This window comes from Paenibacillus sp. FSL R7-0345 (assembly GCF_038595055.1).
In the GTDB taxonomy this organism is placed as follows: domain Bacteria; phylum Bacillota; class Bacilli; order Paenibacillales; family Paenibacillaceae; genus Paenibacillus_AQ.
Genome location: NZ_CP152002.1, coordinates 1,078,377 through 1,104,406, shown reverse-complemented (window position 1 = coordinate 1,104,406; position 26,030 = coordinate 1,078,377). Strand labels below are relative to the sequence as shown.

General features: G+C 53.2%; 23 protein-coding genes. 6 read left to right on the top strand and 17 right to left on the bottom strand.

Annotation, left to right across the window (positions count from 1 at the left end):
* Positions 1–91 precede the first annotated feature (91 nt).
* Positions 92–340, top strand: coding sequence for an NHLP leader peptide family RiPP precursor (locus NST84_RS04630; RefSeq protein ID WP_342564467.1), 249 nt, complete (start codon positions 92–94; stop codon positions 338–340).
* Positions 341–361: 21 nt separating this feature from the next.
* Here the strand turns inward: NST84_RS04630 and NST84_RS04625 are convergent, their stop codons facing one another.
* Together NST84_RS04625 and NST84_RS04620 are read right to left on the bottom strand one after the other, a co-directional pair.
* Positions 362–2,278 (bottom strand): HAMP domain-containing sensor histidine kinase, encoded by a 1,917-nt coding sequence (locus NST84_RS04625; RefSeq protein WP_342564466.1) that lies wholly within the window; start codon positions 2,276–2,278, stop codon positions 362–364.
* A 106-nt stretch (positions 2,279–2,384) separates the two neighbouring features.
* Entirely contained in the window at positions 2,385–4,283 is a 1,899-nt protein-coding gene (locus tag NST84_RS04620) for an ATP-binding protein (RefSeq protein WP_342564465.1), read from the bottom strand.
* Positions 4,284–4,529: 246 nt separating this feature from the next.
* Here NST84_RS04620 and NST84_RS04615 point away from each other — a divergent pair, with 246 nt between their 5' ends.
* Both NST84_RS04615 and NST84_RS04610 read left to right on the top strand, forming a co-directional pair.
* Positions 4,530–4,709, top strand: a complete 180-nt coding sequence (locus tag NST84_RS04615) for a hypothetical protein (RefSeq protein ID WP_342564464.1) — start codon at positions 4,530–4,532, stop codon at positions 4,707–4,709.
* A gap of 20 nt (positions 4,710–4,729) precedes the next feature.
* Entirely contained in the window at positions 4,730–5,338 is a 609-nt protein-coding gene (locus tag NST84_RS04610; protein ID WP_342564463.1) for a hypothetical protein, read from the top strand.
* A 90-nt stretch (positions 5,339–5,428) separates the two neighbouring features.
* On the opposite strand, the gene NST84_RS04605 is transcribed toward NST84_RS04610, so the two are convergent.
* Positions 5,429–6,667, bottom strand: a complete 1,239-nt coding sequence (locus NST84_RS04605) for an MFS transporter (protein ID WP_342564462.1) — start codon at positions 6,665–6,667, stop codon at positions 5,429–5,431.
* Positions 6,668–6,872: 205 nt separating this feature from the next.
* Between NST84_RS04605 and NST84_RS04600 the strand changes: the two genes are divergently transcribed.
* On the top strand, positions 6,873–7,532 hold the full coding sequence (locus NST84_RS04600; RefSeq protein WP_342566348.1) for a peptidylprolyl isomerase: 660 nt from the start codon (positions 6,873–6,875) through the stop codon (positions 7,530–7,532).
* 92 nt (positions 7,533–7,624) lie between these two features.
* Here NST84_RS04600 and NST84_RS04595 read toward each other — a convergent pair whose 3' ends face one another.
* The 8 genes from NST84_RS04595 to NST84_RS04560 all read right to left on the bottom strand — a co-directional run bounded on the left by NST84_RS04595 (position 7,625) and on the right by NST84_RS04560 (position 16,491).
* A complete protein-coding gene (locus NST84_RS04595) occupies positions 7,625–8,719 on the bottom strand; it encodes a Glu/Leu/Phe/Val dehydrogenase (RefSeq protein WP_342564461.1) in 1,095 nt (364 codons plus the stop codon).
* Positions 8,720–8,942: 223 nt separating this feature from the next.
* A complete protein-coding gene (locus NST84_RS04590) occupies positions 8,943–9,272 on the bottom strand; it encodes a hypothetical protein (protein WP_342564460.1) in 330 nt (109 codons plus the stop codon).
* Between the two features lie 60 nt (positions 9,273–9,332).
* Positions 9,333–10,034 (bottom strand): pirin family protein, encoded by a 702-nt coding sequence (locus NST84_RS04585; protein ID WP_342564459.1) that lies wholly within the window; start codon positions 10,032–10,034, stop codon positions 9,333–9,335.
* A gap of 484 nt (positions 10,035–10,518) precedes the next feature.
* A complete protein-coding gene (locus NST84_RS04580) occupies positions 10,519–11,166 on the bottom strand; it encodes a nitroreductase family protein (RefSeq protein ID WP_342564458.1) in 648 nt (215 codons plus the stop codon).
* 141 nt (positions 11,167–11,307) lie between these two features.
* The gene (locus NST84_RS04575; RefSeq protein WP_342564457.1) at positions 11,308–11,745 is read right to left on the bottom strand and encodes an Rrf2 family transcriptional regulator; all 438 of its coding nucleotides are present in this window, start codon (positions 11,743–11,745) and stop codon (positions 11,308–11,310) included.
* 164 nt (positions 11,746–11,909) lie between these two features.
* Entirely contained in the window at positions 11,910–12,842 is a 933-nt protein-coding gene (locus NST84_RS04570; protein WP_342564456.1) for a manganese-dependent inorganic pyrophosphatase, read from the bottom strand.
* 125 nt (positions 12,843–12,967) lie between these two features.
* A complete protein-coding gene (locus tag NST84_RS04565) occupies positions 12,968–14,386 on the bottom strand; it encodes an RtcB family protein (RefSeq protein ID WP_342564455.1) in 1,419 nt (472 codons plus the stop codon).
* 1,277 nt (positions 14,387–15,663) lie between these two features.
* Positions 15,664–16,491 carry an AAC(3) family N-acetyltransferase gene (locus NST84_RS04560; protein WP_342564454.1) on the bottom strand — a complete coding sequence of 276 codons (828 nt, stop codon included), beginning with the start codon at positions 16,489–16,491 and terminating at the stop codon, positions 15,664–15,666.
* Between the two features lie 238 nt (positions 16,492–16,729).
* Between NST84_RS04560 and NST84_RS04555 the strand changes: the two genes are divergently transcribed.
* Complete coding sequence (locus tag NST84_RS04555) at positions 16,730–17,716, top strand: ring-cleaving dioxygenase (protein ID WP_342564453.1); 987 nt, start codon at positions 16,730–16,732, stop codon at positions 17,714–17,716.
* Positions 17,717–17,808: 92 nt separating this feature from the next.
* Here the strand turns inward: NST84_RS04555 and NST84_RS04550 are convergent, their stop codons facing one another.
* Both NST84_RS04550 and NST84_RS04545 read right to left on the bottom strand, forming a co-directional pair.
* On the bottom strand, positions 17,809–18,492 hold the full coding sequence (locus tag NST84_RS04550) for a hypothetical protein (RefSeq protein ID WP_342564452.1): 684 nt from the start codon (positions 18,490–18,492) through the stop codon (positions 17,809–17,811).
* Between the two features lie 130 nt (positions 18,493–18,622).
* On the bottom strand, positions 18,623–19,306 hold the full coding sequence (locus NST84_RS04545) for a YjjG family noncanonical pyrimidine nucleotidase (RefSeq protein ID WP_342566347.1): 684 nt from the start codon (positions 19,304–19,306) through the stop codon (positions 18,623–18,625).
* A gap of 128 nt (positions 19,307–19,434) precedes the next feature.
* Here NST84_RS04545 and NST84_RS04540 point away from each other — a divergent pair, with 128 nt between their 5' ends.
* A complete protein-coding gene (locus tag NST84_RS04540; protein ID WP_342566346.1) occupies positions 19,435–20,403 on the top strand; it encodes an MraY family glycosyltransferase in 969 nt (322 codons plus the stop codon).
* Between the two features lie 71 nt (positions 20,404–20,474).
* Here the strand turns inward: NST84_RS04540 and NST84_RS04535 are convergent, their stop codons facing one another.
* The 4 genes from NST84_RS04535 to NST84_RS04520 form a co-directional block, all read right to left on the bottom strand.
* On the bottom strand, positions 20,475–20,990 hold the full coding sequence (locus tag NST84_RS04535) for a mismatch-specific DNA-glycosylase (RefSeq protein ID WP_342564451.1): 516 nt from the start codon (positions 20,988–20,990) through the stop codon (positions 20,475–20,477).
* A 396-nt stretch (positions 20,991–21,386) separates the two neighbouring features.
* Positions 21,387–21,950 (bottom strand): RNA 2'-phosphotransferase, encoded by a 564-nt coding sequence (locus NST84_RS04530; RefSeq protein ID WP_342564450.1) that lies wholly within the window; start codon positions 21,948–21,950, stop codon positions 21,387–21,389.
* Between the two features lie 22 nt (positions 21,951–21,972).
* A complete protein-coding gene (locus NST84_RS04525; RefSeq protein ID WP_342564449.1) occupies positions 21,973–24,588 on the bottom strand; it encodes a polynucleotide kinase-phosphatase in 2,616 nt (871 codons plus the stop codon).
* On the bottom strand, positions 24,585–26,030 hold the full coding sequence (locus NST84_RS04520) for a 3' terminal RNA ribose 2'-O-methyltransferase Hen1 (RefSeq protein ID WP_342564448.1): 1,446 nt from the start codon (positions 26,028–26,030) through the stop codon (positions 24,585–24,587). The genes NST84_RS04525 and NST84_RS04520 overlap by 4 nt, the downstream gene beginning before the upstream one ends.

The window sequence follows — 26,030 nt, the reverse complement described above, 5'->3', positions numbered from 1 at the left end:
ATGAAAATACTGCTAACAACCAAAAATAGTCATAGATTCAAATAAAATGCTATGGTATGCTTACCGGGTAATATTACCATTTCGGGGAAGGATGATTATTGTGTCAGAGGCGATTTTTAAGAATCAAGTGATTCAGAAAGCATGGGAAGATCCGGGTTTCAAAGCAAGGCTGCTTACCGATCCGAAAGAAGCTCTCAGAGAAGCACTAGGTATCAATCTGCCTGATCATATTACACTCAAAACGGTCGAGGAAGGCTCCAATGAGTTCTATCTGGTCATCCCTCCAAGTCCGTCCTCAGGTATTATGAAAACGGATGTCACCACCCTCGGTTCCTGGTAAGCATACATCACGCCTCTGACTTCACAGGGAGCCTGAACCTTCCGGAGGCTTTGCCAGAGGCAAAGTCGTAACGGATTCGGTTCCGGCTCCTTTTTGGCTTTCAAAACGGATTTCGCCCGTCATGGCTTCAATGATCCGGAAGGTCACCATCAGGCCAAGGCCCGTCCCCTTCGTTTTGTTCGAGAAATACGGCTCCCCAAGCCGGTTCAGCACCTCGCGGTCCATACCCTCTCCGTCATCCTGAATATGAATATACACATAATCACCGACACCGTAAGCAATCATTTGTACCGTACCCTCATCGCCCAGTGATTCGATGCTGTTCTTAATAATATTGATGAAAGCCTGCTTGAATTTGGAGGAATTGCCTTTGACCCACAAGCCCTCACCGGCCTGCATAAGCATTTTCCCCCCGTTCAGATGACACAGCGGCAGCATAATACTCTCAATGTGCTTGAACTCCTCACGGACATTCAGGATTGAAATCTGCTCGAATTCCGGTTTGGCAAAGGTCAGAAAATCGGTGATGATATTTGCAGCACGGTCCAGCTCACTGAGCGCCATTGATAAATACTGCTCTTCGCTGCCGCTTGCCTTCTCGCTGAGAAGCTGCAGGAACCCTCTTGTCACCTGCAGAGGATTACGCACCTCATGCGCTACTGAAGCGGCGAGCTCGCTGATAATCTCCATCTTCTCGGAACGCTGCAGTTCATTGTTAAACAGCTCCAGCTCCCGTGAATATCTGACCACCTGCCGGTGGTTTAAGGCCAGCCTGCGGCCCAGAATGACAATCAGCGAAAGAATGAACACTACCAGCGACCATTTCCAGTAAAACAGATCATAGTTGCCGTTCTTGATATAATACCAGACCAGCTCGGTTACCCCTGTCAAAGCGGCGGTGCCGAAGCCTATGGCAAATGTGATCGCATCCTTGTTCTTTTTGAGCGAAAAGAGAATGGCACAGGCTATGAGCAGAGTGAACTGTGCGATCATAATAAAGCCGATTACCGTGGTGGATATAAAATAATAAAACTCTACATAACGGTTGTCAGCCAGCGTATTAATGATCAGGCACACGATGCAGATCGCGGAATAGACCGTCTGAAAAATGCGGAACCGGCGGATGATGGAGAAGCGGCCGCTGCCGAATATTTTCTCAAACAGAAAGGTAAGCGCCGGCAAAAGTGACAGCAGCCCCAGGTCAAGAAAGATAATGTTTAACGCTCCGTAGGCGCTGTAAAAAGTATAAATGAAGGGCGAGTAGGTTATAGACAATACCCCTGTAGCTGCAATAACAATGGATAATGGTACCGCAATCGAAAAATGATCCCTGTCCAGAAAGAATCCGCACATAAACAGCACCAGCGCTACAAAAATAAAGGAACCGCCCAGGATGACATCAATCAGCCCGTTTTTGACATAACTGCGGATCAGCTCGCTATGCTCACCGACAACAATGCTATCCTTGATTCCGATCCGGTCCTGGAGCGTTGAAGCCCAGATATACATTGTCTTGCCGCTATCCCCGCTGTCCAGCGGGACGAGCAAAGAGTAATTATCCTTGATATAGCTGCGGTCACCCTCCAAAATCAGCCGGTCCTCGACAAACACTTTGATATGCAGGGCATACAGCTTACCGATATAAACAGCAGGCGACACATATTGAACAGCCGGCAGCTCAATCCGGGTCCAGGCCGAGGATATACCATCCGGAAGCTCACTTGCAGGCTTAGCCGTTCCACTGCTGAACCAGCCTCCCTGAGTCCCGGACGGGACTTCAAGGCCAGTATCCCCTGTGCGGCTGCCCCATTGCATCTGCCATTCTGTAATTTCATTTGCAGCATAATGGCCTTCCCCTGAGGCTGTCAGCGACCCGAACGTCACCAGAAGCAGCAGAAGCATCGCTGTTATATGTACACTTTTACCGATCAAGCGCATGCAAGCACCCCAAAAGAAAGTATTGGTATTGCGGGACAGGACACAACTAGTATTTCGCCCAGCAATGCCCTTATCCCTTTAAATAAACGAATATTATCAATTTTTTCTATTTACTGTGATCAGCTGGTAATTTCACAATAACCTCGGTTCCCTGACCCTTTTTACTGTGGAACTGAATGGTGCCGTTCATCGCCTCAACGATCCTGAAGGTAACCATCAGCCCCAGGCCGGTTCCCTTGGTTTTATTTGAATAAAAAGGCTCACCCAGCCGGGCCAGCTCGCCGGGCTTCATACCCTCCCCGTTATCCTTCACACTGATGATGATATGCTGGCCGGATTTCCAGGCTGACACCGTGATCAGCCCCTCTTCGCCGAGCGCCTCCACACTGTTCTTGATCAGATTAATAAAAGCCTGCTTAAACTTGGCGGGACTCCCCAGTACATGAAGTCCTTCCTGCAGCTGCAGTTCAATCGTCCCCCCCTGCAGATTGGCCAGCGGGCCCAGAATACCGGCAACATGCCGCAACTCCCCCGACAGCTCAAATACATCCACTTCCTCCATTCCCGGCTTGGCAAAGGTGAGAAAGTCCGTGATGATCAGAGAGGCCCGGTCCAGCTCCTCCATCGCCATATTGAGATATTCCTTCTCCTTGCGGGCAGACCGTTCGCCCAGAATCTGCAGGAACCCGCGCGTCACCTGCAGCGGATTGCGCACTTCATGGGCGACGGAGGCGGCGAGCTCGCTGATAATCTCCATTTTTTCCGAGCGCTGCGCGGTATTGTTGAACTGCTCCAGCTCCCGGGAATAGCTCAGCGCCTGCTCATAGTTTCTGGCGAAGCCCCTGCCGAGAATAACGATCAGTGAGAGAATGAATGCCACCACACCCCACTTCCACCAAAAGAGATGGAATGGGCTCTTGGATGTGAAGTACAACATCAGTTCGCTGAGTGAAATGACGGCAAAGACGGCGAAACCGGTGGAGAAAATCGCCGCATCCTTATTGCCCCTGTAGGCATACACCACGGCCATGGCCAGCAGATAGGACAGCTGCACAATCATCAGCACTCCGAGCACGTCAACCGTCATGATCCTGTACAGCTGTTCCAGCCGGTACGACAGCAGCGCATTCAGTATAAGGAACGCAAAGCAAAAACACGAATACCCGAGCTGAATATTGCGGAAGCGTACAAGATGCCTGCTTTTGCCGGGTCCGAAAATCCGTTCAAAATATAAGGTAAAAGCCGGCAGCAGTATATATAAAGCCGTATCAAAGCAGGCCTCCACCAGATGCTCCCTGCTATCCAGAATAAGTGACAGAAACGGGGAGTATGTAATAAACAGAACACCGAAGGCAAGGATCACAAGGACGAGATAGTAACCGCCGGAGAACATCTGCACCCGTATAAAGTATAAACATACCAGTAAGACAGCCGCCATAAAAATAAGCGAGGTTCCCAGGATTACATCCACTAAATCCTGTTTGACATAGAGAGTCATCAGGCCGTCATAATTCCCTGCCCTGATCTGCCCCCCTACCCCGAAGCCTCTGTCGCCCCCGCTGCTCCACAAATACAGCGGTCCGTCGCCCTGCTGGGCTGATAACGGAATCAGGACTTTACTGCCGGTAAAATTAACCATCTGTCTGGAATCATATATAAGCGTGTTATTCCGGTAGGCTTTGAGTGTTGTTCCATATATTTTATCAATAAGCAGCGCTGAATGAGTCTTGGCCTGCGGGATTTCAAAACGCAGCCAGGCTGCATCCGCATCTGCAGGCGGCAGCGGCCTGCTTCTATCCGACGACATTTTCAGCCAGTCCTCCTGCGGGGCCGCTGCCGCTCCGGCAACAGATTCCTCCCCGGAATGCGCCCATTTCAGCTCCCAGTCCAGCAGGACGATGTCCCGCTCACCGTTCCGCCCGATAGTAAAGCCTGCAGTTACCAGAACGGTCAAGAGCAGGAGCATGAATATGGCGGCCGCTCTTTTTGGTGATGGCAGCTTCATTTTGACACCTCAATAAATCATAAGTTGGATTTTATTAGTTCGTATGATTCTTAGTTTCGACAACCTTCGCACTTTCCCTGCCTCCAAATGGTTATTTCCGCGAAATACCTGAATTTTTTATCAGCATGGTTAATCAAAATGAAGAATGAATATATTAAGAAGGCTTCATAAAGACCCTGAGGTGCAGATTCGCAGCCGCTTAAACGGGTATAGAAATACTATAGATTCAGGTAAGGAGGTTCGGCAATGAGCGACAATAAGAAACCTGCCGCAAGCCCAGAACCGGATAAAGACGATCTGGTAACCGAGCGGGATATCGATGAGGATTTCGGCTTGTTCCAGGAAGGCACTTATCCTGATGCACTGCCGGATAAGGATCAGGAGGCAGCCATTAATCATGCTGTTCCCGAAGAGGGACAGACATAAAGCTAAGGAGATGAACGGCTATGGGGAATGACTTCAACAAAACAGAAGCCGATTTTGCATATGAGCGTTATCAGAAAATGGGCGGTGTCTCGCCCGAGCAGGATATTCCGCAAGAAGATCTGCGTCCGCTGGGCACTATTACTGAGCAGGGCGTCAGCGGTGTAACCCTGGATGCAGAGCGTCAGCCGCTGGAATCATCGCTGGCCACACATGACCCGGCTAATGAACGGCCTGTTGATTATGTTGACGGCATCGCGGATGAAGGCTCTGACCCGGCGCTGGAAGCCGACACCATACTGGCTGCCGATATCGGCGTCAATGAACCGCAGCCGGCGCTTGGCCGCAGGGCTGACCGGGACAGCGGCATCCTCGCCTCTCCTGCCCCTGAGCGGGACGAGCTGCTGGAATCGGATGCGGTGTTCGCCGCCGGAGCTGCCGGTCTGACCGGCAGCGTGATCGATTATGCCAGCGATGAGGAAGCCTTCGACGGCGAGGAAGAACAGCCGCTGGAGGATATTCCGGATGCAGATGAGCTGCAGCCCGGGACTGCCGTGGACCCGGTTTCCCCTCCGGTTAATGCCATGCCGGGAACCGATATCCTGAACGGCTCCAACGGAGAAGACGGTTAACGGACTAAGCAAAAGGCCGGAAGCACTTTCGGAAATGATTTTCCGGTGCTTCCGGCCTTTTTGTGTGATATAAAAGAGTAGTTACTTACTTTACATATTGCCGGCTGCCCCTGCATCCGCTGCCTCCCCATGCACACGCGCTTCACCAACCTTGGCCTCCAGGTTCCGCAATTTTACCAGCAGTGCTGCTGCAAGCAGCATCATTCCGTTAATGACGAATACCCAGCGGATGGGAATAAACGCGCCCAGCAGTCCGCCGATAATCGGCCCGGCCATCGTTGCCAGCTGGGAAGCCGCCTGATTCAGTCCGAACGCCCGGCCGCGGAAGCCCGGTTCAATACTCTGGACAATCATCGCATTGACTGAAGGCAGCACCCCGGCATAGAACAGGCCGTAGACAAACCGCAGAATCGCAAATTCCACATAGCCGGAGACAAAATACTGCAGGATATTGCCGATGCCCCCGCCGATCAGACCGATAAACAGGATAAAGCCGAAGCCCTTGCGGCTGCCGATCCGGCCCCACTGCGGAGCCATTATTACCGTTGCTATCCCGACAGCGGAGAAAACAATCCCTGAGCTAAGCGAGGCCGAGTTCTTGGAGATGCCCATGTCCAGCAGATAAATCGGCAGCAGCGGCTCCAGTATCATTACCGAAAAGGTGCTGATTCCAGCTAAGGACAGCAGTGTGATGAACGCTTTATTTTTGACTGCCTCCCGGATGTCATCGCTGACACGCGACCTTGCTGCAGAACGGTTAAAGTTCTCCTCTTTGGCGAAAAAGGTCGCGATCAGCGCTGAAATGAGCACAATTGCCGCCGAGAACAGAAAAGCGCTGCGGTTGCTCGAATAATAGCTGACCACCCCGCCGATCAGAGGGCCTATAATACTGCCTGTGGCACCTGCCGTAGACATTATGCTGAGCGCATAACCCGTCTTTTCCTCCGGAGTATTGGTCGCCACCATCGCAATCGCCGCCGGAACAAATCCGGCCAGCAGCCCCTGAAGCACTCGCACAGCCAGAAACACATACGGGTCATGTACAAAATAATTGATCAGATAAAGTGCGGCCAGACTGAAGCCTGAACGGATCAGCATCGGCTTGCGCCCGTATTTATCAGCCAGAGACCCCCAGTAAGGGGAGATCAGCGCACTGGCCAGAAAGGTAATCCCAAAGCTCACACCCGACCAGATCTCCAGATGGCTGGTTACTCCGAGCTGGTCACTGAGGAAAATCGAGAGGAACGGAATCGAAATCGAATAGGCTGTGCTGCAGAAGAACACCCCTATCCAGAGCACGATCAGATTCCTTTTCCATGAAAATGCCAAAACAACCACCGCCCCTTCTGTTAAACCCTGAAGTATCTATTATTCTAGACCTCTTTTTCCGATATGCCAAATCACCTTAATTCCCGGGCTTTGCATCCGACAGGACAAACCATGTATGATGATGGATGAGCAAACCAGTCTACTTAAGATTAAAGGAGAGATTTAGAACGTGAAGCGCATAAGAAAAACCCCTGTCATTCTGCTGATGATGATGTCCCTGCTGATGATCTTCGCAGCAGGCTGCGGCAACAAGCCGGCAGACAACAACGCTGCAGGCAATAATGCTGCAGGCAACGCCAGCGGAAACCAAACCGCAGCCACCGAAGGCGTCCCTTCGGCAACAGCCAGCCATCCGGTTGTCACCATTGAAATGGATAACGGCAGCATTATCAAGGCCGAGCTTTATCCTGAGGTTGCCCCAAATACGGTGAACAACTTCATTTCCCTGATTCAAAAGGGCTTCTATGACGGAACAATTTTTCACCGTGTGATTCCGGGCTTCATGATTCAGGGCGGTGATCCTGACGGCACTGGTATGGGCGGTCCGGATTACAGCATAGCCGGCGAATTCTCGGCCAACGGCTTCACGAATAACCTGCTGCACACCGAAGGCGTGCTGTCCATGGCCAGAAGCCAGGATATGAACTCCGGCGGTTCGCAGTTCTTCATAATGGCTGCCGAATACCCGAGCCTCGACGGGAGCTATGCCGCTTTCGGCAAGGTAACGGAAGGCCTGGATGTGGTCCAGTCGATCGTTAACCTGCCGCGCGACAGCTCCGACCGGCCGGATACCCCGCCGGTTATGGCCAAGGTTACGGTAGACACGCTGGGCGTTACTTATCCGGAGCCGGAAAAAGCACAATAGTACAGCATAGAAGCCCTCTCCGGGTTATCCGGGGACGGGCTTCTTCTTATTCCAGCAGCCTGCACCGGATGGCTTCCGGTACAGGCTGGCTGTTATCTTCTGCTGATAGCATGATGCGGATTGCGCAGGAAGGTGCTGCGGGTGTTGCGCAGCAGGGCAATCCGCTCCTCAGCCAGACGGTCCGCTGCGGCATACGCCGGAATACCGCTGGTGCGGGAAATCTCCAGCACGCGTGTAATGCTGTCATAGATTTTGCTGACCTGCTTGTAAGCACGTTCCTGATTGTAGCCGTTCAGTTCGTCGGCAATGTTGATCACGCCGCCGGCGTTTATGACATAATCGGGTGCGTAGACGATGCCCATCGCATGCAGGGCATCCCCGTGGCGCGGCTCCTTCAGCTGGTTATTGGCTGCACCTGCAACCACCTTGGCCTTAAGCACCGGCAGCGACTCGTCGTTAATCGTCGCCCCAAGTGCGCAAGGTGCATAGATATCGCACTGTACACTGATAATATCAGCCGGATCGACTGCCTTGGCGCCATAAGCTTCAACCGCCCGGGCTACCGCTTCCTTATTAATATCCGTAACAATCAGCTCTGCCCCTTCTTCATGCAGATATTTGCACAGCGTAAACGAGACATTGCCGACGCCCTGTACCGCAACCGTTCTGCCGGCCAGCGAATCACTGCCGAAGGCCGCTTTGGCTGCCGCCTTCATCCCCTGATACACTCCGAAGGCTGTGGCCGGTGACGGATTACCGGAAGAACCGTACGTAGCCGAGATCCCGGTTACAAAGTCCGTCTCCTGATGAATAATATCCATATCCGCTTCAGTCGTTCCGACATCCTCAGCTGTAATATAACGCCCGTTGAGTCCTTGTATGTATCTGCCAAAGGCGCGGAACATCGCCTCATTCTTGTCTTTTTTCGGATCGCCGATGATTACGGTTTTACCGCCGCCCAGGTTCAGTCCGGCCGCCGCATTCTTGTAGGTCATCCCTTTGGCAAGCCGGAGCGCGTCAGTGACAGCGGCCTCTTCGGTCGCGTAGGTCCACATCCTCGTCCCGCCCAGCGCCGGTCCCAGTGTAGTGTCGTGAATGGCAATAATTGCCTTCAAACCTGATGCCTTATCCTGGCAGAACAGCAGTTCCTCGTAATCGTCCCGCTCCATTGCTGTAAACAATTCCATTGTGTTCATTTCTCCTGTCTCATTTCATTAAAGGTGTTACGTTTCATAACAAAGCTAGTATACCCAACTTTTATTGTCAAGATCATTTGTCCTTTTCTTAGGAGATCCTGCGAAATAAATCCAAAAGCGTACATCAATATAACGTACTATGTAATGACAAACAGAAACGGCTAGTCTAGAACATATCAATTCTTATATTTAAAAAAGAGGCGCAAACGCGCCCCTATTCCCAGTATTCATCCGGCCGGTATTCAATTTCCGACTGTACGGTGATGCTCAGACATTCTGCATCAGCATCATACTGGACGGGATTATCCCCGACGTAATACCAATGCTTGATAACCGGGCCCTCCGCCGGCTCTTCAAACCGGAACACGTTCAGCTCTGCTTTCAATTCCACTACGGCCGCTCCCTGCGCAGTCTTTACACCGTAAAGCTTAATCAGTGTAAGCTCCCCCTGAGGATTAAAAGTATAAGTCGGCCCTTCTGTGCTGTTAACAAGCATACGTCCGGTTACGGAGTGCTTCACCAGCACCCTTTCCTGCTGCTGCATCATTGGTTCCCCCTTTCAAAATAGGATTGTTTACATAAGCGTGACCAAGACTGATCTAAGTTACGGCAGATCAATGACCATGACCAGGGCATCCTCTTCCGCAGTAAGCTTCAGGCTGCTGCTCCCCTCAATCCGGGCCGAGTCTCCCGGACGCAGAACCTGATCATCCGGCAGCTTAACCTGTCCTTCAATTAAGTAAATAAAAATCCGGCGGCCCGCCTCCTGCTCAAAGGCCAGCTCCTGGCCTATCGCAGCCCGGCCCAGATAGATTGTCATATCCTGGGCAATGTCCACGATCTCTTCTGCACGTTCTGGTGCTACTACTGGCAGCAGCTTGCCCTCCAGCTTGGCGGGATCAAACCGCCCGGTTGTATAGGACGGTGCCGTTCCGCGGGTACGCGGCATAAACCACAGCTGCAGCAGCCGTACCGGCTCTGTGTCCGAAGGATTGTGTTCGGTATGGATTGCGCCGGTCCCGGCTGACATCCGCTGAATGCCGCCAAACTCCGTCTCAGCAACATTGCCCAGATTGTCCTCATGACGTAATTTGCCGGACAGCACGATAGAGACGATCTCCATGTCGCTGTGCGGATGGGCGCCGAAGCCTCGGCCCGGCGCAATCGTATCATCGTTGCAGACACGCATCGGGCCAAAAGCAGTATTGTCCGGATCATAGAAATCCCCGAACGAGAAGCTGTGGCTGCCCTTCAGCCAGCCGTGATCGAACTGGTGCGCCGATTCCGCGGAATAAACCTTGATCATAAGGATTCCCTCCTGATTGTCTGATGAGCTTACACTTTAATGATGGCTGCTTTATACAAAAGGTCGTTTTTACTGCAAACAATAGTTATTCAGCCGCATAAAGCCTTTCTGTGCAGCAGTCACTAACAATAATATAGCAGAAACCGCGGGAAACCAGAAATAGCTGTCGGCTGAGCTAGGGAGCAGCTGTCTGTGCCGGGTGGTTGACGGTGGGATCAGACCAGCAGCGGCCTGAGTTGTGGGATTTTCCCCTTTACTCCCTCAATTTCGGCTGGCTAGCGGCCTGTTCAACGTTTACAGCAGCCTGTCAATTCATCTGTCCAAAAGAAAAGGAGCAGTCAGCATAGGCCAACTGCTCCTTAATCTTATTGAATTATCAGGCTGACCGCTATCTGCCCGGTTGTTTCCGGCTTACACGGCGTTGCCGGTCTCCGCCATGCTCGGCTTGACCCGTCTTCTCTTCTTTCAGCCTTGCATTACGCGCTTATCCCTCAAAACCGTTCCAATGAGTCACTTCATCCAGCGGCAGTCTGGCTGTGGAGCGGCCTTCCGCCGCCGCTTTACCGATAGAGATCAGCATCACTGGCTCATAACGTTCAGAAATGCTGAACAGCTCGCGCAATTTTTCGGGAATAAAGCCGCCCATAGGTACGGTATCGTAACCCTTTGCCTTGGCTGCCAGCATCAGCTGCATGGAGATCAGGCCGCCGTCGACCAGGGCGATTTCCTTCAGCTTTTGGACCGGCATGGCCGAATAGCTGTCTCTGCTGCGCTTAGCCATCGCTGAGCCTATTTCTGCAGTGATGAATCCGGCTGCCTCAGCGTACTCATATATTTTTTCCGCATTGCGGTAGGCTTCGATATCTCCAAGAACAGCGATTGTAACGGAAGAATCAACGACCTGCTGCTGGTTGTAGGCGATTGGCAGCAGCTGCTGCTTCAGTTCCTGATCTGTAACCACGATAAAGCGCCAAGGCTGCAAATTGGATGAGGACGGGGCCAGAATGGCATCATTCAGAATCTCTTTAATTTCCTCGTCGGAAATCTTCCAGGACGGATCATACTTCCGTACCGAATGCCGCTCCCGGATCACCTTATTAAATTCCACTTCCGCTTTCAATTCCGTTGACATTGTCTAACTCCTCCTCTTCCTGATCCCAATTCTGTGTTTATAAAAGCACAGTTAACGTCAAAAAAATATCTGCTCCTCTATGCTGTTACACATTTAACTGTAATTTATTATGCACAGTATAATTCACAAAAAAGCATCCTGTCAACAACCAGACTTGCGCACCATATCAGCCAGTGTATATTTTTCCAGCACAGCCAGCATACTGCGGTCCATTTCCGCAAAAATATCGCCGCAGGCGTCCATCATCTGCTCACCCAGCGCATTGCCGCACATCGTTTCATTCACCGCTTTGCTGCATGTATCCGCTGCTTCAAGAGCCTGATAAATTTCGGCAAGCGTCAGCTGTTCAGGGTCACGGTTAAGGCCGTAGCCGCCGTCGCGCCCTTCTTTGGTTATCAGGATCTGCGCACGCGTGAGCTTAGCCATCGTCTTTCTCAGCAGCGTCGCCTCAGAGGAGAGCAGCTCGGCCATTTCACAGCTTGAACAGGTATCCCCTTTACGGGCCAGGACTACGAGTGCCTGCAGCACCAGTCCGAAGGATTTATGCTGAGAAACGCCGCTGGATCGTGTTTTTGTCATGCCAGTGCTCCTTTCTGACACATTGATGTACATTAAGTATAGAACGCCGGAGCCTATTTTGGCAAAAAAAGCCCCTGCCCTAACGACCACAGGTCCAAGGCAGAGGCTTGCTGCTTAAAAATATGGACCGTCAGCTGGTATGCCTGATTGTCCTCTAATAATGACTACAGCTTAGCGATTGTTTCAGTCAGTACAGGTACGATCTGTGACTTGCGGGAAACAACGCCTCTAAGCAGCGCTTTGTTGTCATCCAGCTTCACATTGTAAGCCTGCTCTACTGCACCAGCGAGACGGCCGAGCGCCAGACCTACAGAGTCGTTGTTCAGGATGTCGGTTACTACGAACAGGAAGAGATCCAGTTCTTTTTCAGCAATAATGGCTGTTAGAGCTGCTTCCAGCTCAGCCTGCTTGGAGAGCACATCGTTAACGTCAACCGCGTTGACCTGGGCGATTTCTACCTTGTAGTCTCCCATTTTGAATTCTTTAGCATCCAGGGAGATCAGCTGGGCAATGCTCTTATCGCTGAGGTCAGCCCCGGCTTTGAGCATATCCAGACCGTATTCTTCTGCATTTACACCAGCGATTTCAGCCAGCTCACGTGCAGCAGCTACGTCCTGCTCGGTGCAGGTCGGCGATTTGAACAGCAGGGAATCGGAAATGATTGCGGACAGCATCAGGCCGGCAATTTCTTTAGGAATGGTTACACCGTTTTCTTTGTACAGCTTGTTCAGGATAGTCGCTGTGCAGCCTACAGGCTCAGCACGATAGTAGAGCGGATGTGCGGTTTCGAAGTTGGCGATCCGGTGGTGGTCGATTACTTCAACTACGCGGACCTGCTCAATTCCGTCTGCACTCTGCTGGCGTTCGTTATGGTCAACCAGAATCACCTGAGCGGCTTCTCCGGCAACATTTGTAACAAGACGGGGTGCAGCCACGCCGAATTGATCCAGCGCAAATTGAGTTTCCCCGCTTACTTCTCCCAGGCGTACCGCTTCAGCATCCCAGCCCAGTTCTTTCTTTAGTGCCGCATACGCAATAGCTGAACAGATTGTATCCGTGTCCGGATTTTTGTGTCCAAAGACGAGTGTTTTTTCCATTTCCAATCTCCTTACTTTGTTTTTTGTGAGAATAATATACCATACATTGATAGGGACAAGCCAGAGACTGGCCCAGAACATTGGATTTGAATTTGTCTGACCGATTTAAGCGGGAATTTCCAGAGCTAAATGCCTTTAATTACAGCCATTGGTTTACACTTGGCTACCACATCAGCCAGCCCGGCACCTGTGATGCTGTCGATAATCTGGTCTACGTCCTTATAGGCTTGCGGACATTCATCGAGAATGGTATCCAGGGAACGGTGGTTAACCGTAATCTCCTCGTCCGTACCGACCCGCAGCGACTGGCTGAACTCATCCACAGTCACCGCCAGCCGTGTCGCTCTTCTCGAACGCACCCGGCCGGCTCCATGACAAATGGAATAAAAGTTCTTCAAGCCCTCCTCGCGGCCGAGCATAATGTACGATGAGGTACCCATTGAGCCGGGGATGAGCGCCGGATGCCCTGTAGCTTTGTACACCGGCGTGTTCAAAAAATGCCCCGGCGGCAGCGCCCGTGTCGCCCCCTTACGGTGCACCAGCATCGGCTGCCCGCGGTGGAACTCTTTTAACGCATAGTTATGCATCAGGTCATACAGCACCGGCATTTCAAACTGTGGTCCGAACAGCTCACGAAAGCCCTCCTGTACCCCGAACGCAATCATATGCCGGTTGGTCACGGCAAAGTTCAGCGCAGAGTACATCAGATTCAGATACGTCTGGCCTTCACGGCTGCTGACCGGCGCGTAGTTCAGGTTCGGATCTGGGTTCGTTACACCCCAGAGATGCATTGCTTCTTTAATAGTCTTCGTATGCTCCCGGCCGACCATTGCTCCCCAGGCACGCGAGCCCGAATGGATCATGACGACAACACCGCCGTCGAAAAGACCCCATTTTGCCGCCAGCTCCTTATGCTCCTCAGCGATCTCCAGGTACTGAATTTCACAAAAATGATTACCGCTTCCCAGAGTCCCGAGCTGGCCATGGGCATTTTTGCGGATTTTGGGCGGCAGCTGCTCCAGCGCAGTATGGTCATAACGGAAGTTGCTTTCCTCCACATGGGTGATCCATTGCGGGGACGGGATATATTTTTCCGGCAGACCGTTTAGGCCGCTGCGCACAACTTCCATAATATCGATGTCGGCATAGTTGCTGTTGACGCGTTCATTGGTCGGGACATATTTTTCGATGGCTTCGATCAGTCTCCGGCGGATCTCCTTATCCTGCAGGTCCCGCTTATGCAGCGGCGTCGTGTGCACGCGCATCCCGCAGCCGATATCCACACCGACAATCGAAGGCGAGACCATCCCGTCCTTCATATTCCACACCGCCGTTGTGCCGATACAGGTCCCCACGCCGACATGCGCATCCGGTGTATAAGCCATATATTTATTGCGCGGAATCCGCAGATTGTTATCAGCCATCTCAAACACTTTTTCTTCAAAAGACCCGAAAATTTCCTGATTGGCGAACACATGCAGCGATCCGTGCGGGAGTTCCAGCTGATAGTGGTTGTTGCCGTGCGATTTGATGCTTTTGTTCATTATTTCTCCTCCTGTAGTTCTAATTTATATATAAAAAGCCGCCGGCCTGCGCCCGTCTCTGCTCCTGCCTGTAAACAGGCATAGCGAAACCTTGCGCAATCCGGCGGCTCTCATCCTGGATCTGGGGCCGCAGCACGGCTGTGCCGTGTTGCGGCTAATGCAGACCACGCCTAAACCGCTGCTCCCTGTGAGAGGGGGAGGGGGAGAGGGCGGGATGAGATGGATAGCTGCCGGATGGATAAAGCCCGCGCTCCCCGCCGCGCCGTCTGGATGTGGCGTAACGAAGGGACTGCGGATACAGAAGTGGCTCGGGATCTGTTGCCGGGATTGGGGCTGGGGCTGGAGCCTGCTTCAGATCACAACCTGTGCCCGGCTGTATGCCATGTACTGCTTCCCGCTCTATATCCTGCTCATTCCATCTCAATACTGTGTTCATTACTCTCTCTCCTTTCAGGGAATATGGGGGTTAAGACGCCGCTGGCGCCACGATCAAAGGGATTTTTCCCTTTATTTCAGTGTTAGAGCCCGACTTACAGTACCTTTAGTGGGATTTTTCCCTTTATTTCAGTGTTAGAGCCCGACTTACAGTACCTTTAGTGGGATTTTTCCCTTTATTTCAGTGTCAGAGCCCGGCTTTCAGTACCTTTAGTGGGATTTTTCCCTTTATTTCAGTGCGAGAGCCCGGCTTCAGTACCACTAGTGGGATCCCCCCCTTTATTCAGGTGCTAGAGCTCGGGGTTCAGTACCGTTAGCGGGACTCTCTCCTCTAACCTTGCCTGCATTCTGCCTAATAACAGCAAAAAGGCTGCGTCGCGCCGCCCTTCTCTCCGCCTCTTACAAAAGGTCAAAGAAAAAGGCTGCGGTACACGCAGCCTGAGATCCCGATATTGCCATAGATAAGGGTGCAGAATCAGATCTGCCTGACCCAGGGCAAGGGAGTGCTGCGTGAAACCTGAGTTTCCTCTGGATAGGAATATGCCGGACGTGCGAAAGGTATGGCTAGCTCCCGGTCAAAAAGTCGGCTAATGTGTTCATCCCTGTTCAGCGTCTGCATTGTTCCTGCTCCTCCCTAAGCCATCTGCGGCGTAAATTTGTAGCCAGCTTACCATGTATTCCCAGACAATGTCAATCAATTACCTTCTGCTGCTCGCTGCTCAACAAATACCCACCAGCCTTGAGCAACCTATAGCTAATACCAAACTCAAACTCAAAGACAGCCAATATGATCTACAGCAGCGCTGAAAAATAAACAGCTATGTACGCATACGTCCCGTCCACTAACTCGGGCCGGTACCATACTGCGGCAATCCCCGCGAAGTCTTGGGCAGCGGTTCAGGTACAAACCGGCCGTTCAGCGGCTCGTTATCTCCGAACAGGTCCGGATTCACGGCCAGCATGCGGCTTAGGATGTCTGTAGTCTCCGCAGCCCCGCAAATCATGACAGGGGCATCGCCAAACTGTCCTCTCCGCAGCGCTCCGCCATCCTCCAGCACATGCTCCACCTTCCAGAAATGCTGCGACCACGACAGTCCGCAGTGCCTGCGCGACGGTACGGCAATCTCGGTTCCGTCCGGCGTAACCGTGTACAGCTGCTCCGGCTCATCGGTCATCCGGCCTGGAATATCCAGCCACTCCTCTATGCCGTGAATGAAAGTGTTGCGCCGCAGATCTACGCCAAGCAGCATAATCTCCGCTTCCCGGTCCAGCAGCTTGCCATAGACAGAACCCCGGGCGCAGGGAGTATCCCAGCAATGATCCCCGGCGGTAAAAGCTTCGGCATCCCGCCCAAGGGCAGCAACAGAGTGGGTAGGATGCCATGAACGGATAACGCCTGGACGTTTCCGGAACAGCTCCGGCAGAACGCCAACACAGGATGGTGAACCCTGCACAGAGAAGCGCGGATTAGCCGCATCTATGTACGACCAGGTATGTGTAGGCAGGACAAGCAGCCCGTCCTTCATATACTCTGACAGTACATCCAGTACGGTATCTGCGCCTCCCTCCACGGTTCCGATGCTTTTTAAGGAGGAATGGACCAGCAAGGTTCCTTTCGGATTGATTCCGAGCTCCTTCAACTGGTTGAGCAGGCTGATTTTTGTATGCATGGCAGTACACTCCTTTTTAAGACCGATATGTAGTTTCCACTTGCAATTCAACTAACTTACTATTAAAATTATAGTAACTTAAATAATTTCACTAAAATAACTCCAGTCCTTTTGTAAATAATGAAATAATGAAAAGCATCCGTGAGCTACACCTTTTCCTGCTGTGAACTTCACTCACAACATTCAAAAAATACGCTTACACCATTCCATAACAACACAATCCTGAGGAGGATCTATCATGAGTTTAACACTAAAAGGCCTGCACCATGTATCCGCCATTACAGCCAAAGCGCCGGAAAACTACAAATTTTACACCGAAGTACTTGGACTGCGGCTGATCAAAAAGACAGTCAACCAGGATGACATCTCCGTCTATCACCTGTTCTACGGCGATGAAGCCGGTAATCCGGGCACAGAGCTGACTTTTTTTGAGCTCCCGAACGCCGGACGCAACCGGGACGGTAACAACAGCATCTCCGCCCTGTCGCTGCGCGTACCGGATGATAAGGCACTGGATTACTGGAAGGAGCGCTTTACAGCCTTCAACGTGGACCATGACGCCGGAACCGCTGACCGCGGCGGCCGCCTTACACTCGGCTTCCGCGATCATGAGGGCCAGCGGTTCCTGCTGGTCTCCGACCAGAACAACCAGGGGGTAGCCGGCGGCAAGCCATGGCCGGCCAGCCCGGTGCCGGCGGAATACGGCATCACCGGCCTTGGCCCGGCTCATCTGACCGTAGAGGACGCCGAGCCGACAACGCTCGTCCTGCAGGATCTGATGGGCTTCCGCCGCAAAGGAAGCTATCCTTCGCCGGCGGCCGGACAGCCGGACATCGTGGTATTTGAGACCGGCGAAGGGGGCTCCGGCGCTGAGGTGCATCTGGAGGAGCGCAATGATCTGCCGCAGGAGCGCCTCGGCCGGGGCGGCGTGCACCATGTCGCCTTCCGGGTAGACAACGATACGGAGCTGAAACAATGGATCGAGCGGATCCGCGCCGTGCAGCTGCCCAACTCCGGCTTTGTGGACCGCTTCTACTTCCGGTCCCTGTACTTCCGCGAGCCGAACGGCATCCTGTTCGAGCTGGCTACGGATGGTCCGGGCTTTGCCACCGACGAGCCGCTGGAGCATCTCGGCGAATCCCTTGCCCTGCCTCCGTTCCTGGAAGCAAAGCGGGAGCAGATCGAAGCTTACCTCAAACCGCTGGATACCCGCCAGCAATCCTGAGTCAAACAACATTTATACACTAGCCCAGCTTAAACAGCTGCGTTCCGCACAGGAACGCAGCTGTTTCTATTTGCACCTGTCCCCGTAAGCCCTCAGCTCTCCGACCAGGTAATGGTAAAGATATTAAACCCGGGACGCGCCGTAGACGGCTTGCCAGTAATCGAAACCGGACTTGTGCCGCCCAGCCGGCCGGTAATTTTCACTGTGGTTGCTGACACCGTCTGCGAGGCATTGTCGAGCCGTTTGATTTTGACATATTCATTGTATACAAAACCCATCGTCTCCAGTGATTCCTGCGTGGAATAACTGAATGCAGCCTTCTTCACGCCGTCGGCATCCGTATCCAGTGTAGTCGCGATAATAGCGTCACTCGGTATCGGAAAATCCTGCGGCAGGTTAACCGGCCGCATCGTGCTCTCTACAGGCGCAGCAGCTCCCGAACCTGAACCCGAACCAGAGCCTGTAGAGGCTCCCGCTTCCGCACCGCTGCCGATCCGGACTTTATAATTCGCGGCATCATACGTAATCGGCACATCCAGCGCCTCAGCAACCGAGCGCACCGGCAAATACGTAAGGCCCTCGTAGGTAATCGGTCTTAAGGTTTTGCCGTTGCCGTCTCTCAGCCAGTATGGCGTGCCGTCCACGACTACACCAATGCTGTTGTTCAGGTAAGCCTTGATCTCCTGAAGCTTGGCTCCGGCATATACACCGGCTGAACCGGTCAGCGCCATACCTGCGGCAACTGCGGTGATCAGCCATTTTTTGTTCATTTTCATAAAAAGTCCTCCCCCGTATATTAGGATAATGTGGAAATAAATACTGTGTCCTAATATATTAAACACCGGAAGAAGCCTTCCAACCTTTCACCTGGGCAAAACACAGCCGTTACCGCCGCCAAGCCGCTTTTTATTTTACGATATCCAGCAGCTCTGACAGTTCACGGATTTCATAGGTCGGCGTAACACCGGCGCTGTTAGTCTTGGCCAAAGGATTGAACCAGCAGGTATCAATGCCATAATTAATCCCGCCCCGGATATCGGAGGTCAGCGAGTCGCCGACAATCAGCACCCTGCTTTTATCAGAGATGCCAAGCTTGTCAAATGCATAATCAAAGATCCCCGCCCCCGGCTTCTGATGGCCCGCTTCCTCCGAAATAATGATCTGCTCAAACGTCTCCGCAAGCGGCGAGCCCTTAATCCGGGACAGCTGCACATCCCTGAACCCGTTCGTGATAATCGCCAGTCTGCAGCCTTCAAGCGCACCGCACAGCTCAACCGCTCCCTGGATCAGAAACGTGCCTTCCCCCAGAAACCGCAGATACGCCGCGCTGAATTCCTCCGGATTATACTGCAGATTATGCCGCACAAACAGCCGGTTGAAACGCTCCACCCGCAGCGCAGCAGAGGTAATCTGCCCCGCCTCCAGATCAGCCCACAGCGCACGGTTAATTTCCTGGTAGCTGTCAGCATACTCCTGTGCTCCGGCCGGCAGCCCGAAATGGGTGAACACATTCAGAAACGCCTGGCCCTCAGCCATGCCATAGTCAAACAACGTATCGTCCGCATCAAACAGAATTACATCGTATTTCATCATCAGCCTCCAAAATTTATGTACAATCGACAAGGTAATGCCCTCTGCGATATAATCGAGACAGCCCTGCACATAAGACAATTTATCGTGGAACATCTTAAGCTTATCTTTTAAAAAAATCAACGGTGGTGATTGTCATTTTTTACGTTTTGGCATTTCTGGTATCGTTTTGTATCGTTTATCTGCTCATCCCTCCGCTTGGCAGGCTTGCGTTCCGGCTTGATTTTGTGGACAGGCCCCGCGAGGATGTAGAGCGCAAAATCCACAGGGAGCCTATTCCCCTGACAGCCAGCTATGCGATATTTATCGGGTTTTTCATTACATACCTGCTGTTCGCACGTGATTTCTCGCTGGAGACGCTCGCCCTCTTTATTGGCGGGGTGCTTCTGCTCACTATAGGTACTATTGATGACTGGTACAAAACCAAAGGCAAGGATTTCCCGGCATTGCCCAAATTCGTTGTCCAGATTGCGGCGGCCATTCTTGTCTTTCTGTCCGGCAATGCCTTTACCGGCTTCATTAACCCGTTCTCGGGAGATTATGTCTCCCTGCCGTTCATCCTGCAGTTTATTCTGACGATCGTCTGGATCTTCGGCGTTACGACAGTAATCAACTTCTCTGACGGCATGGACGGTCTGGCCGGCGGTCTTACAGCGATTTCAGCCATTACACTGTTTATCGTTGCGCTTACCAAGGGTCAATCCGCTTCCGCAATCATGGCGATTTCCCTGGTGGGTGTTACATTGGCTTATCTGCGCTTCAACAAAGCCCCTGCCAAAATCTTCATGGGTGATGCCGGCGCTACCTTCATGGGCTTCATTCTGGCCGTTATTGCGCTGGACGGGGCGTTTAAGCAGGCTACGATGCTGTCTCTGTTCATCCCGATTCTGGCGCTCGGCGTGCCGATCTTCGACAATATCTTTGTCGTGATCAAGCGGTTCCTTCAGGGCAAAGCGATTTATCAGGCCGATGCCAGCCAGGTGCACTACCGGCTGCTGAAGGCCGGACTGAACCAGAAGCAGGTTGTGGCCGTACTTTATCTGGTCAGCGTCTGCCTGTCGCTGTCCTCCATTATTTTGCTGCTGATTGAAACGTAACGGACTTTGCAGCAGCTTGCTGCCTGACACAGGAACACCTCCCTCGTATTTGAGGGAGGTGTTTTTTGCCTTCAGCCATTCTCCTGGATGAAGTCATATAACTGCCGGTAAATGCCTACAATCTCCGTCATCGGCATCCGGACCAGCCCGCTGGAGGAGGGGGCGACGAACTCGCGTACCCCGTCGACAACGGGCTCTGCTGTCTGGAAGCCCCACTCCGCTTTGGATCTGCGGCTGAACTCCGTGTAGACCCCCTTGCCCACAAAGCAGGCAATCTGCGGCCGGTACTGCTCCAGCTTCCCGCGCAGCTGCTCCCGCCCGGCCGTATATTCTTCACGGGTGATATCCTCCGCGCCTACCGTAGGCCGGGCTACAATATTTGTGAAGCCGTAGCCAAGCTTAAGCAGCCCGCCGTCCTCCGCAGCCTCATACAGGCGCGGCGTCAGGCCGGACTGCTGAAGAATCCTCCAGAAATTGTTGCGCGGATTCGCATAATGATGCCCCAGCTCCCCGGAGCGGATGCTCGGGTTAAAGCCAATGAATACGATCTGCAAGCCGTTCTCCAGGTGATCCGGCACTTCTTCCATGAACATCCCTCCGCCACTTTTCCCTTAACTTAAATATTTCAAGTTCAATCTATATAGAACGCAATTAAGTTATAACCGAAGTAACTGTACTTTCTGCAACTAAACCTGACTAATTAGCTCCGCTGCAGGTTTTAACTGCACTCTGTACACTTATATTTGCTGAAAACACCCGAAACCGGCTTTTTTGAGGAAAATAGATGTACAAAATACATTTATTTTCTAATAATGATTAATTTCCTCTGTTTTTAATTGTACAAAGTACACTTAACCTGATTTGACCTTGAACCCACTGACTGAGGTTAGCGTTTGATAGGGGGCTCAATCCGCTGCCCGCCGTTTCCCCTAATGTGGGGAACGAGAGGCGTTTTATTAGCGTTTTACAGACGTTATATATAATTAATTCTCCGCGTTCTCCAGCTCAGCTATACAGTCCGCAGGAACAGCTCCTGCAAGCCACACCTCATTGCCCGCATAATAGAAGGTTACACCGGAATCCGCTGACTTAACCGTATCTACGGCAAGAAGCACAAGCTCACCCCGGCGGCGGCCGACCAGAGATGCAAAATGCAGACCCTCCGACAGATGGACATACTGCCGGCCCATGGGCTTCAGCCCTTCCCTCAGAATGACGGGCAGCGCAGCCCGGTGCGTTCCGTGATAGAGCAGGGCCGGAGGCTCTCCCGGCGGATAGGCTACCTTGGTATGGCTGTGCCCGTACCGCGCACGAATCCGCTCCCCTTCAATGGCAAAGCGCTGCTTCTCACTGTTCGCTACCGTCCGCCGGACATCCGCCTCTGTAATACCGGCCCATTTAGGAGCTGCAGTGAGTACATCAAGCAGCTCTTCCAGCAGGCAGGAGCCGTCCTCCGGATCAAGGATTATTCCGTACTCCTCCGGCGTATGCCGCAGTATCTTGGTCATAAATTTGCTCAGGGAAACCTCAGCTCCCGCATTCAACATCGTATAAATCCCCCTCTTCCTGCTACAGCCGGGGATCAACCGGGTCCGACTCCAGCGCAAGGGCAGCCAGCACGCATTCATGCACGCGCTCCAGTGTCTCCCTGCGGATGAACCGGTTTACAGATTCCACGCTGAGCGCACATTCCATCAGGGCGTGGCGCTCTTTTTTGGAGGTCCTGCGCTGCTTGAGCCGTTTCAGGTTATCCGGCTGCAGGTAGTCAATTCCGTAAATAATGTGCAGGTATTTCCGTCCCCGCACCTTGATGGCCGGCTGGACCATCTGCCTGCCGTTCTTTGTAATAAAGGTTTCCGGCTTGATGACGATCCCTTCATGGCCGTCCTCTGTCATGTCCTGCCACCATTTGATGACCTCTGCTTCATCAGCCCCGCTGCGGATTACCCGGTACTCTGTCTCCATGAACAACGGCGAAATTCCGGCCAGCAGACTGGCCTGCTCCATATGCCAGATATGGCTGTGGTCAAAAAAGCTCTGCCCGCTATGGGCCAGCACATGAAACGGGGCGATCCGGATGCCCTCAAGCCCGCTCACATCCCAGCAGTACTGCTGGAAGGCCTGGCGGAAGACCTGGACATTATGCAGCTTCGCTTCCATTTCCTGCACCCAGCCCGATACATCGCGGCCCGCCGCCTCAGCTTGCTGCAGCTTGGTTAACAGATGCTCACGGTCCATTTTTGCCGCTTCGGCGACATGGGCATATTGGGTGGCAATCAGTTCCCTCGCTTTGAGGTTCCAGGGAATAATCTCTGCATCCAGCAGCAGCATTTCCGTATTGTATTTGGTAAAATAACCGGCTTGCACCAGATCGGCATTCAGCCGGGCAAGCACCTGCGCTTCCGTCTCCTTGTCAAAGAACGCCCGGCCTGTACGGCTATAGATAGTGCCCAGTACCGGCCGCCCGATATAGGATACAGCTGCCTGGTCGTCGCGGAAAAGGAGAAGGACAGCACGGCTGCCCATATGCTTTTTCTCGGCTACCATTGTGGTAACTCCCTGCGAACGGAAGTAGTCAAATGCCTCCTGCGGATGTTCCAGGTAAGACTCATCAGCCGACACAGCCGGCGTAGGACTCATAGTCGGCGGAATGTACACCAGCTCCTCCAGCGGCACTGTATAATGGGAGACGCTGTCGACCGCCGCCTTCACATAATCCCCGCGCACCGAGAGCTCGCCGTATGCATCTGTAAAGACAGAATAGCCGTTCACCAGCTTGCCGAGGTTAGGCAGAGCAAACCGTCCGCGCTCCCAACGGATCAGCGGGCTGTCCGCGTCTTCCGCATAATCGCGGTGCGCCTTTACGCTGACAAAATCCTGTTCCGGGTAGCGGTAAGCCGTAAGGGAGCCGCCGAATACCACTCCCTGATCGATGTTAATCGTATTCATCACCACCGCCGGATACGGGCGCGGATCATGCCCCCAGATAATCAGCTCACCTGATTCATGGCCTGTATACCACTCTTTGCGTACCGGCGTCCCTATAGCATCCATACCATCGGTGTCGCCGTAACGGCAGAAATCCTGAATACGCCGCGACTGTCTGCCGATATATTCATCACGGATGCCGGCATGGGTGATGACAAGCCGCCGCACCCCGTCCCGGCACATGACCAGATGGCTGGGGGCAGACAGAAGAAACTGCTTCAGCTCTTCTTTTAAAGCTGCCGTCGCTTCCATACCGGCTTCCTTTGCTAATAACCCGAGCTCTGCGGCGATATTTTCGTCACCGTGACTCAAGGTGACATTGCGGCCGCTGAGGTAGCGGGCGATTTTCCAGCCGTGGTTGCTGTCAGTCATCCTGGCGATCCCGGCATCGCAGTGCCGCTTCCAGAAGATCATCGTATCCAGCGACCGGGGACCGCGGCTCATAACATCGCCGACCGAGACCAGTGTCCGGCCGTCAGGATGCCTATACAGCCCGTCTTCACCGGCAGCATAGCCCAGCTCCCCGAGCAGCTCCAGCATTTCATCATAGCAGCCGTGAATATCCCCGATCACATCAATCCCGGTACCGATATCAGCCAGCAACGGATTGTCCCGGCGCACAAACTGCACAGCCTCAGGCTCCTTCAGCATGTATGTAAAGTCAAAGCCTTCATCGCGCAGCCCGCGCAGGGAGCGCTTGAACTGGCTATATTGGCTTTTGACCCGCTGTCTGCCGCGCGGCTGCTCCCGCGTCTTGTCCCGCGCAAGCAGTGTCTGCTCAGGCACATCAAGCACCCAGGCCACACAGGGCAAATCATGCTCCGCAGCGATATCTATATATTTGCGGCGGTATTCCGGCTGCAGATGCGTAGCGTCGACCACCGTCAGCTTGCCCAGTCTGCTGCGCATCGACACCACGGTGTTCATCGCCTCAAAGGCCAGGCCGGAGAGCTTCTGATAATCATTGTAAAGGATATCAGCCTCCTCCCGCGGCCTTCCCCTCCAGTCCAGGTATTCGACATCTCCGACCAGCGTACGGTAGGTATCCGAGGATACCATTTCCGTCTCCAGCAGCACACCTTCCTCTACCAGTCTGCGAAGCAGAGTGGTTTTACCGCTGTTTGACGGCCCGACCAGCACGATAATGCCTCCGTGCGGAAACGGAATGGTCCGCTGTGCTTCATTTTTTTCCGTCATTGCAGGTGTTCTCCTCTCGTAAATACCGCCATCTGCGTCGGGTATCCATGCTCCGCAGAGCCTTCACCGATTCCTGTAATTTCAGCTGTATATTGAAAAGCTTCAGTCCAGCGGCTGCACCAGGCCGAGAAGGCTTCGCGCCCCCACTCAAACCGGTGGTCAGCGTGCCGGATCTCTTCCTGCTCCATCCCGTAAACGGTGTTGTAGTCCTTATTCGGCGTTGTCACAATCAGTGTCTTGGGGGCATACTGGCTAAAAATATTGTCCATCACCCGGTCCAGCCGGTGTTCATCGATATGCTCAATAACCTCACAAAGAATCATAACATCCCTGCCGCGCAGCGACTCATCAAAATAAAACAGCGAGCCCGTCACGGGCTCGGGAACAACCGCTCCCGGTCTGCCCTCCAGCTTGGCGAAGCGTTCCATTGCCCGGAGCCGTGCAGCAGCCGACGGCTCCACTGCAAGAATCTCGCGGACACCCGGCACACTGCTCAGCCTGGCCGACAGCTTGCCTTCACCGGAGCCGAAGTCCACGATGCCGGCTTTGGCCTCCAGCTCCCCGACCTTCCGGGCAATCGCCTCATAACGGAGATCGTTGAGCCGGACCTTTGGCGGTTCCTGAACCTCCGGCAGCTCGGCGGAACCGGCCGGTGAAGGTTCTTTCAAGGCGGGGCTGTCCGCCGGTGTTCCAGGACTGCCGGCAGCTTCCCGCAGATCCTTTTCCGCCATCGCCTCATACTGCCTGATTGTTCCGGCAAAACGCAGCGTGCGCTTCAGAATGAGCGCCCGCTGCGGATGCTGCTCCAGCCAGCCTGCGCCGTAACGCCGGATTTTGTCCACCTCATCATCACTGATGTAATAATGCTTGTAATCATCTAGAGCGGGAATCAGCACAAACAGCTGCTGCAGTGCGGTCTGCAGCGTCTGCTGCCCTTTAAGCCGGATATACCGGGCTGAGCTGCGCGCTTTTAGTGCAAAGGAATATTCTGCATCTCCCCGCTCCAGTGAAACCTCATAGCCAAGGGCGGTAAACAGCTCTTCCACGGTGCGGTCCGGCAGATTGGAGGCCACAGGGCCAAACCCCAGCTCCAGCTGGAGCGGCTGTGAAACCCAAGGCAGATAAGCCTCTTTGGGCTTGCCGTTCAGCGCCGTACCGAGTGCCGCACGGATATAGGAGCAGAACAGGCTGCTGGCCACAAATTCACGGTCATTGATATATTGCGTAATATCGTTGTGTGCCGCGGAATCTCCCTTCACAAGTTCTACCGGATCCGGCGTCACATAGATGACTGCCTCCGCCTCTTCCTCGGAAGAAGCGGTAAAAACGATGCGGATTCTCGCTTCTTTTTCCGTCCGGTCATACAGGTTATTCGGGTTTTTGGCCAGCAGATGGGATAGCATCCCCGCCCCGGCTCCGGTTGCCCTGATTATTAAATGCAT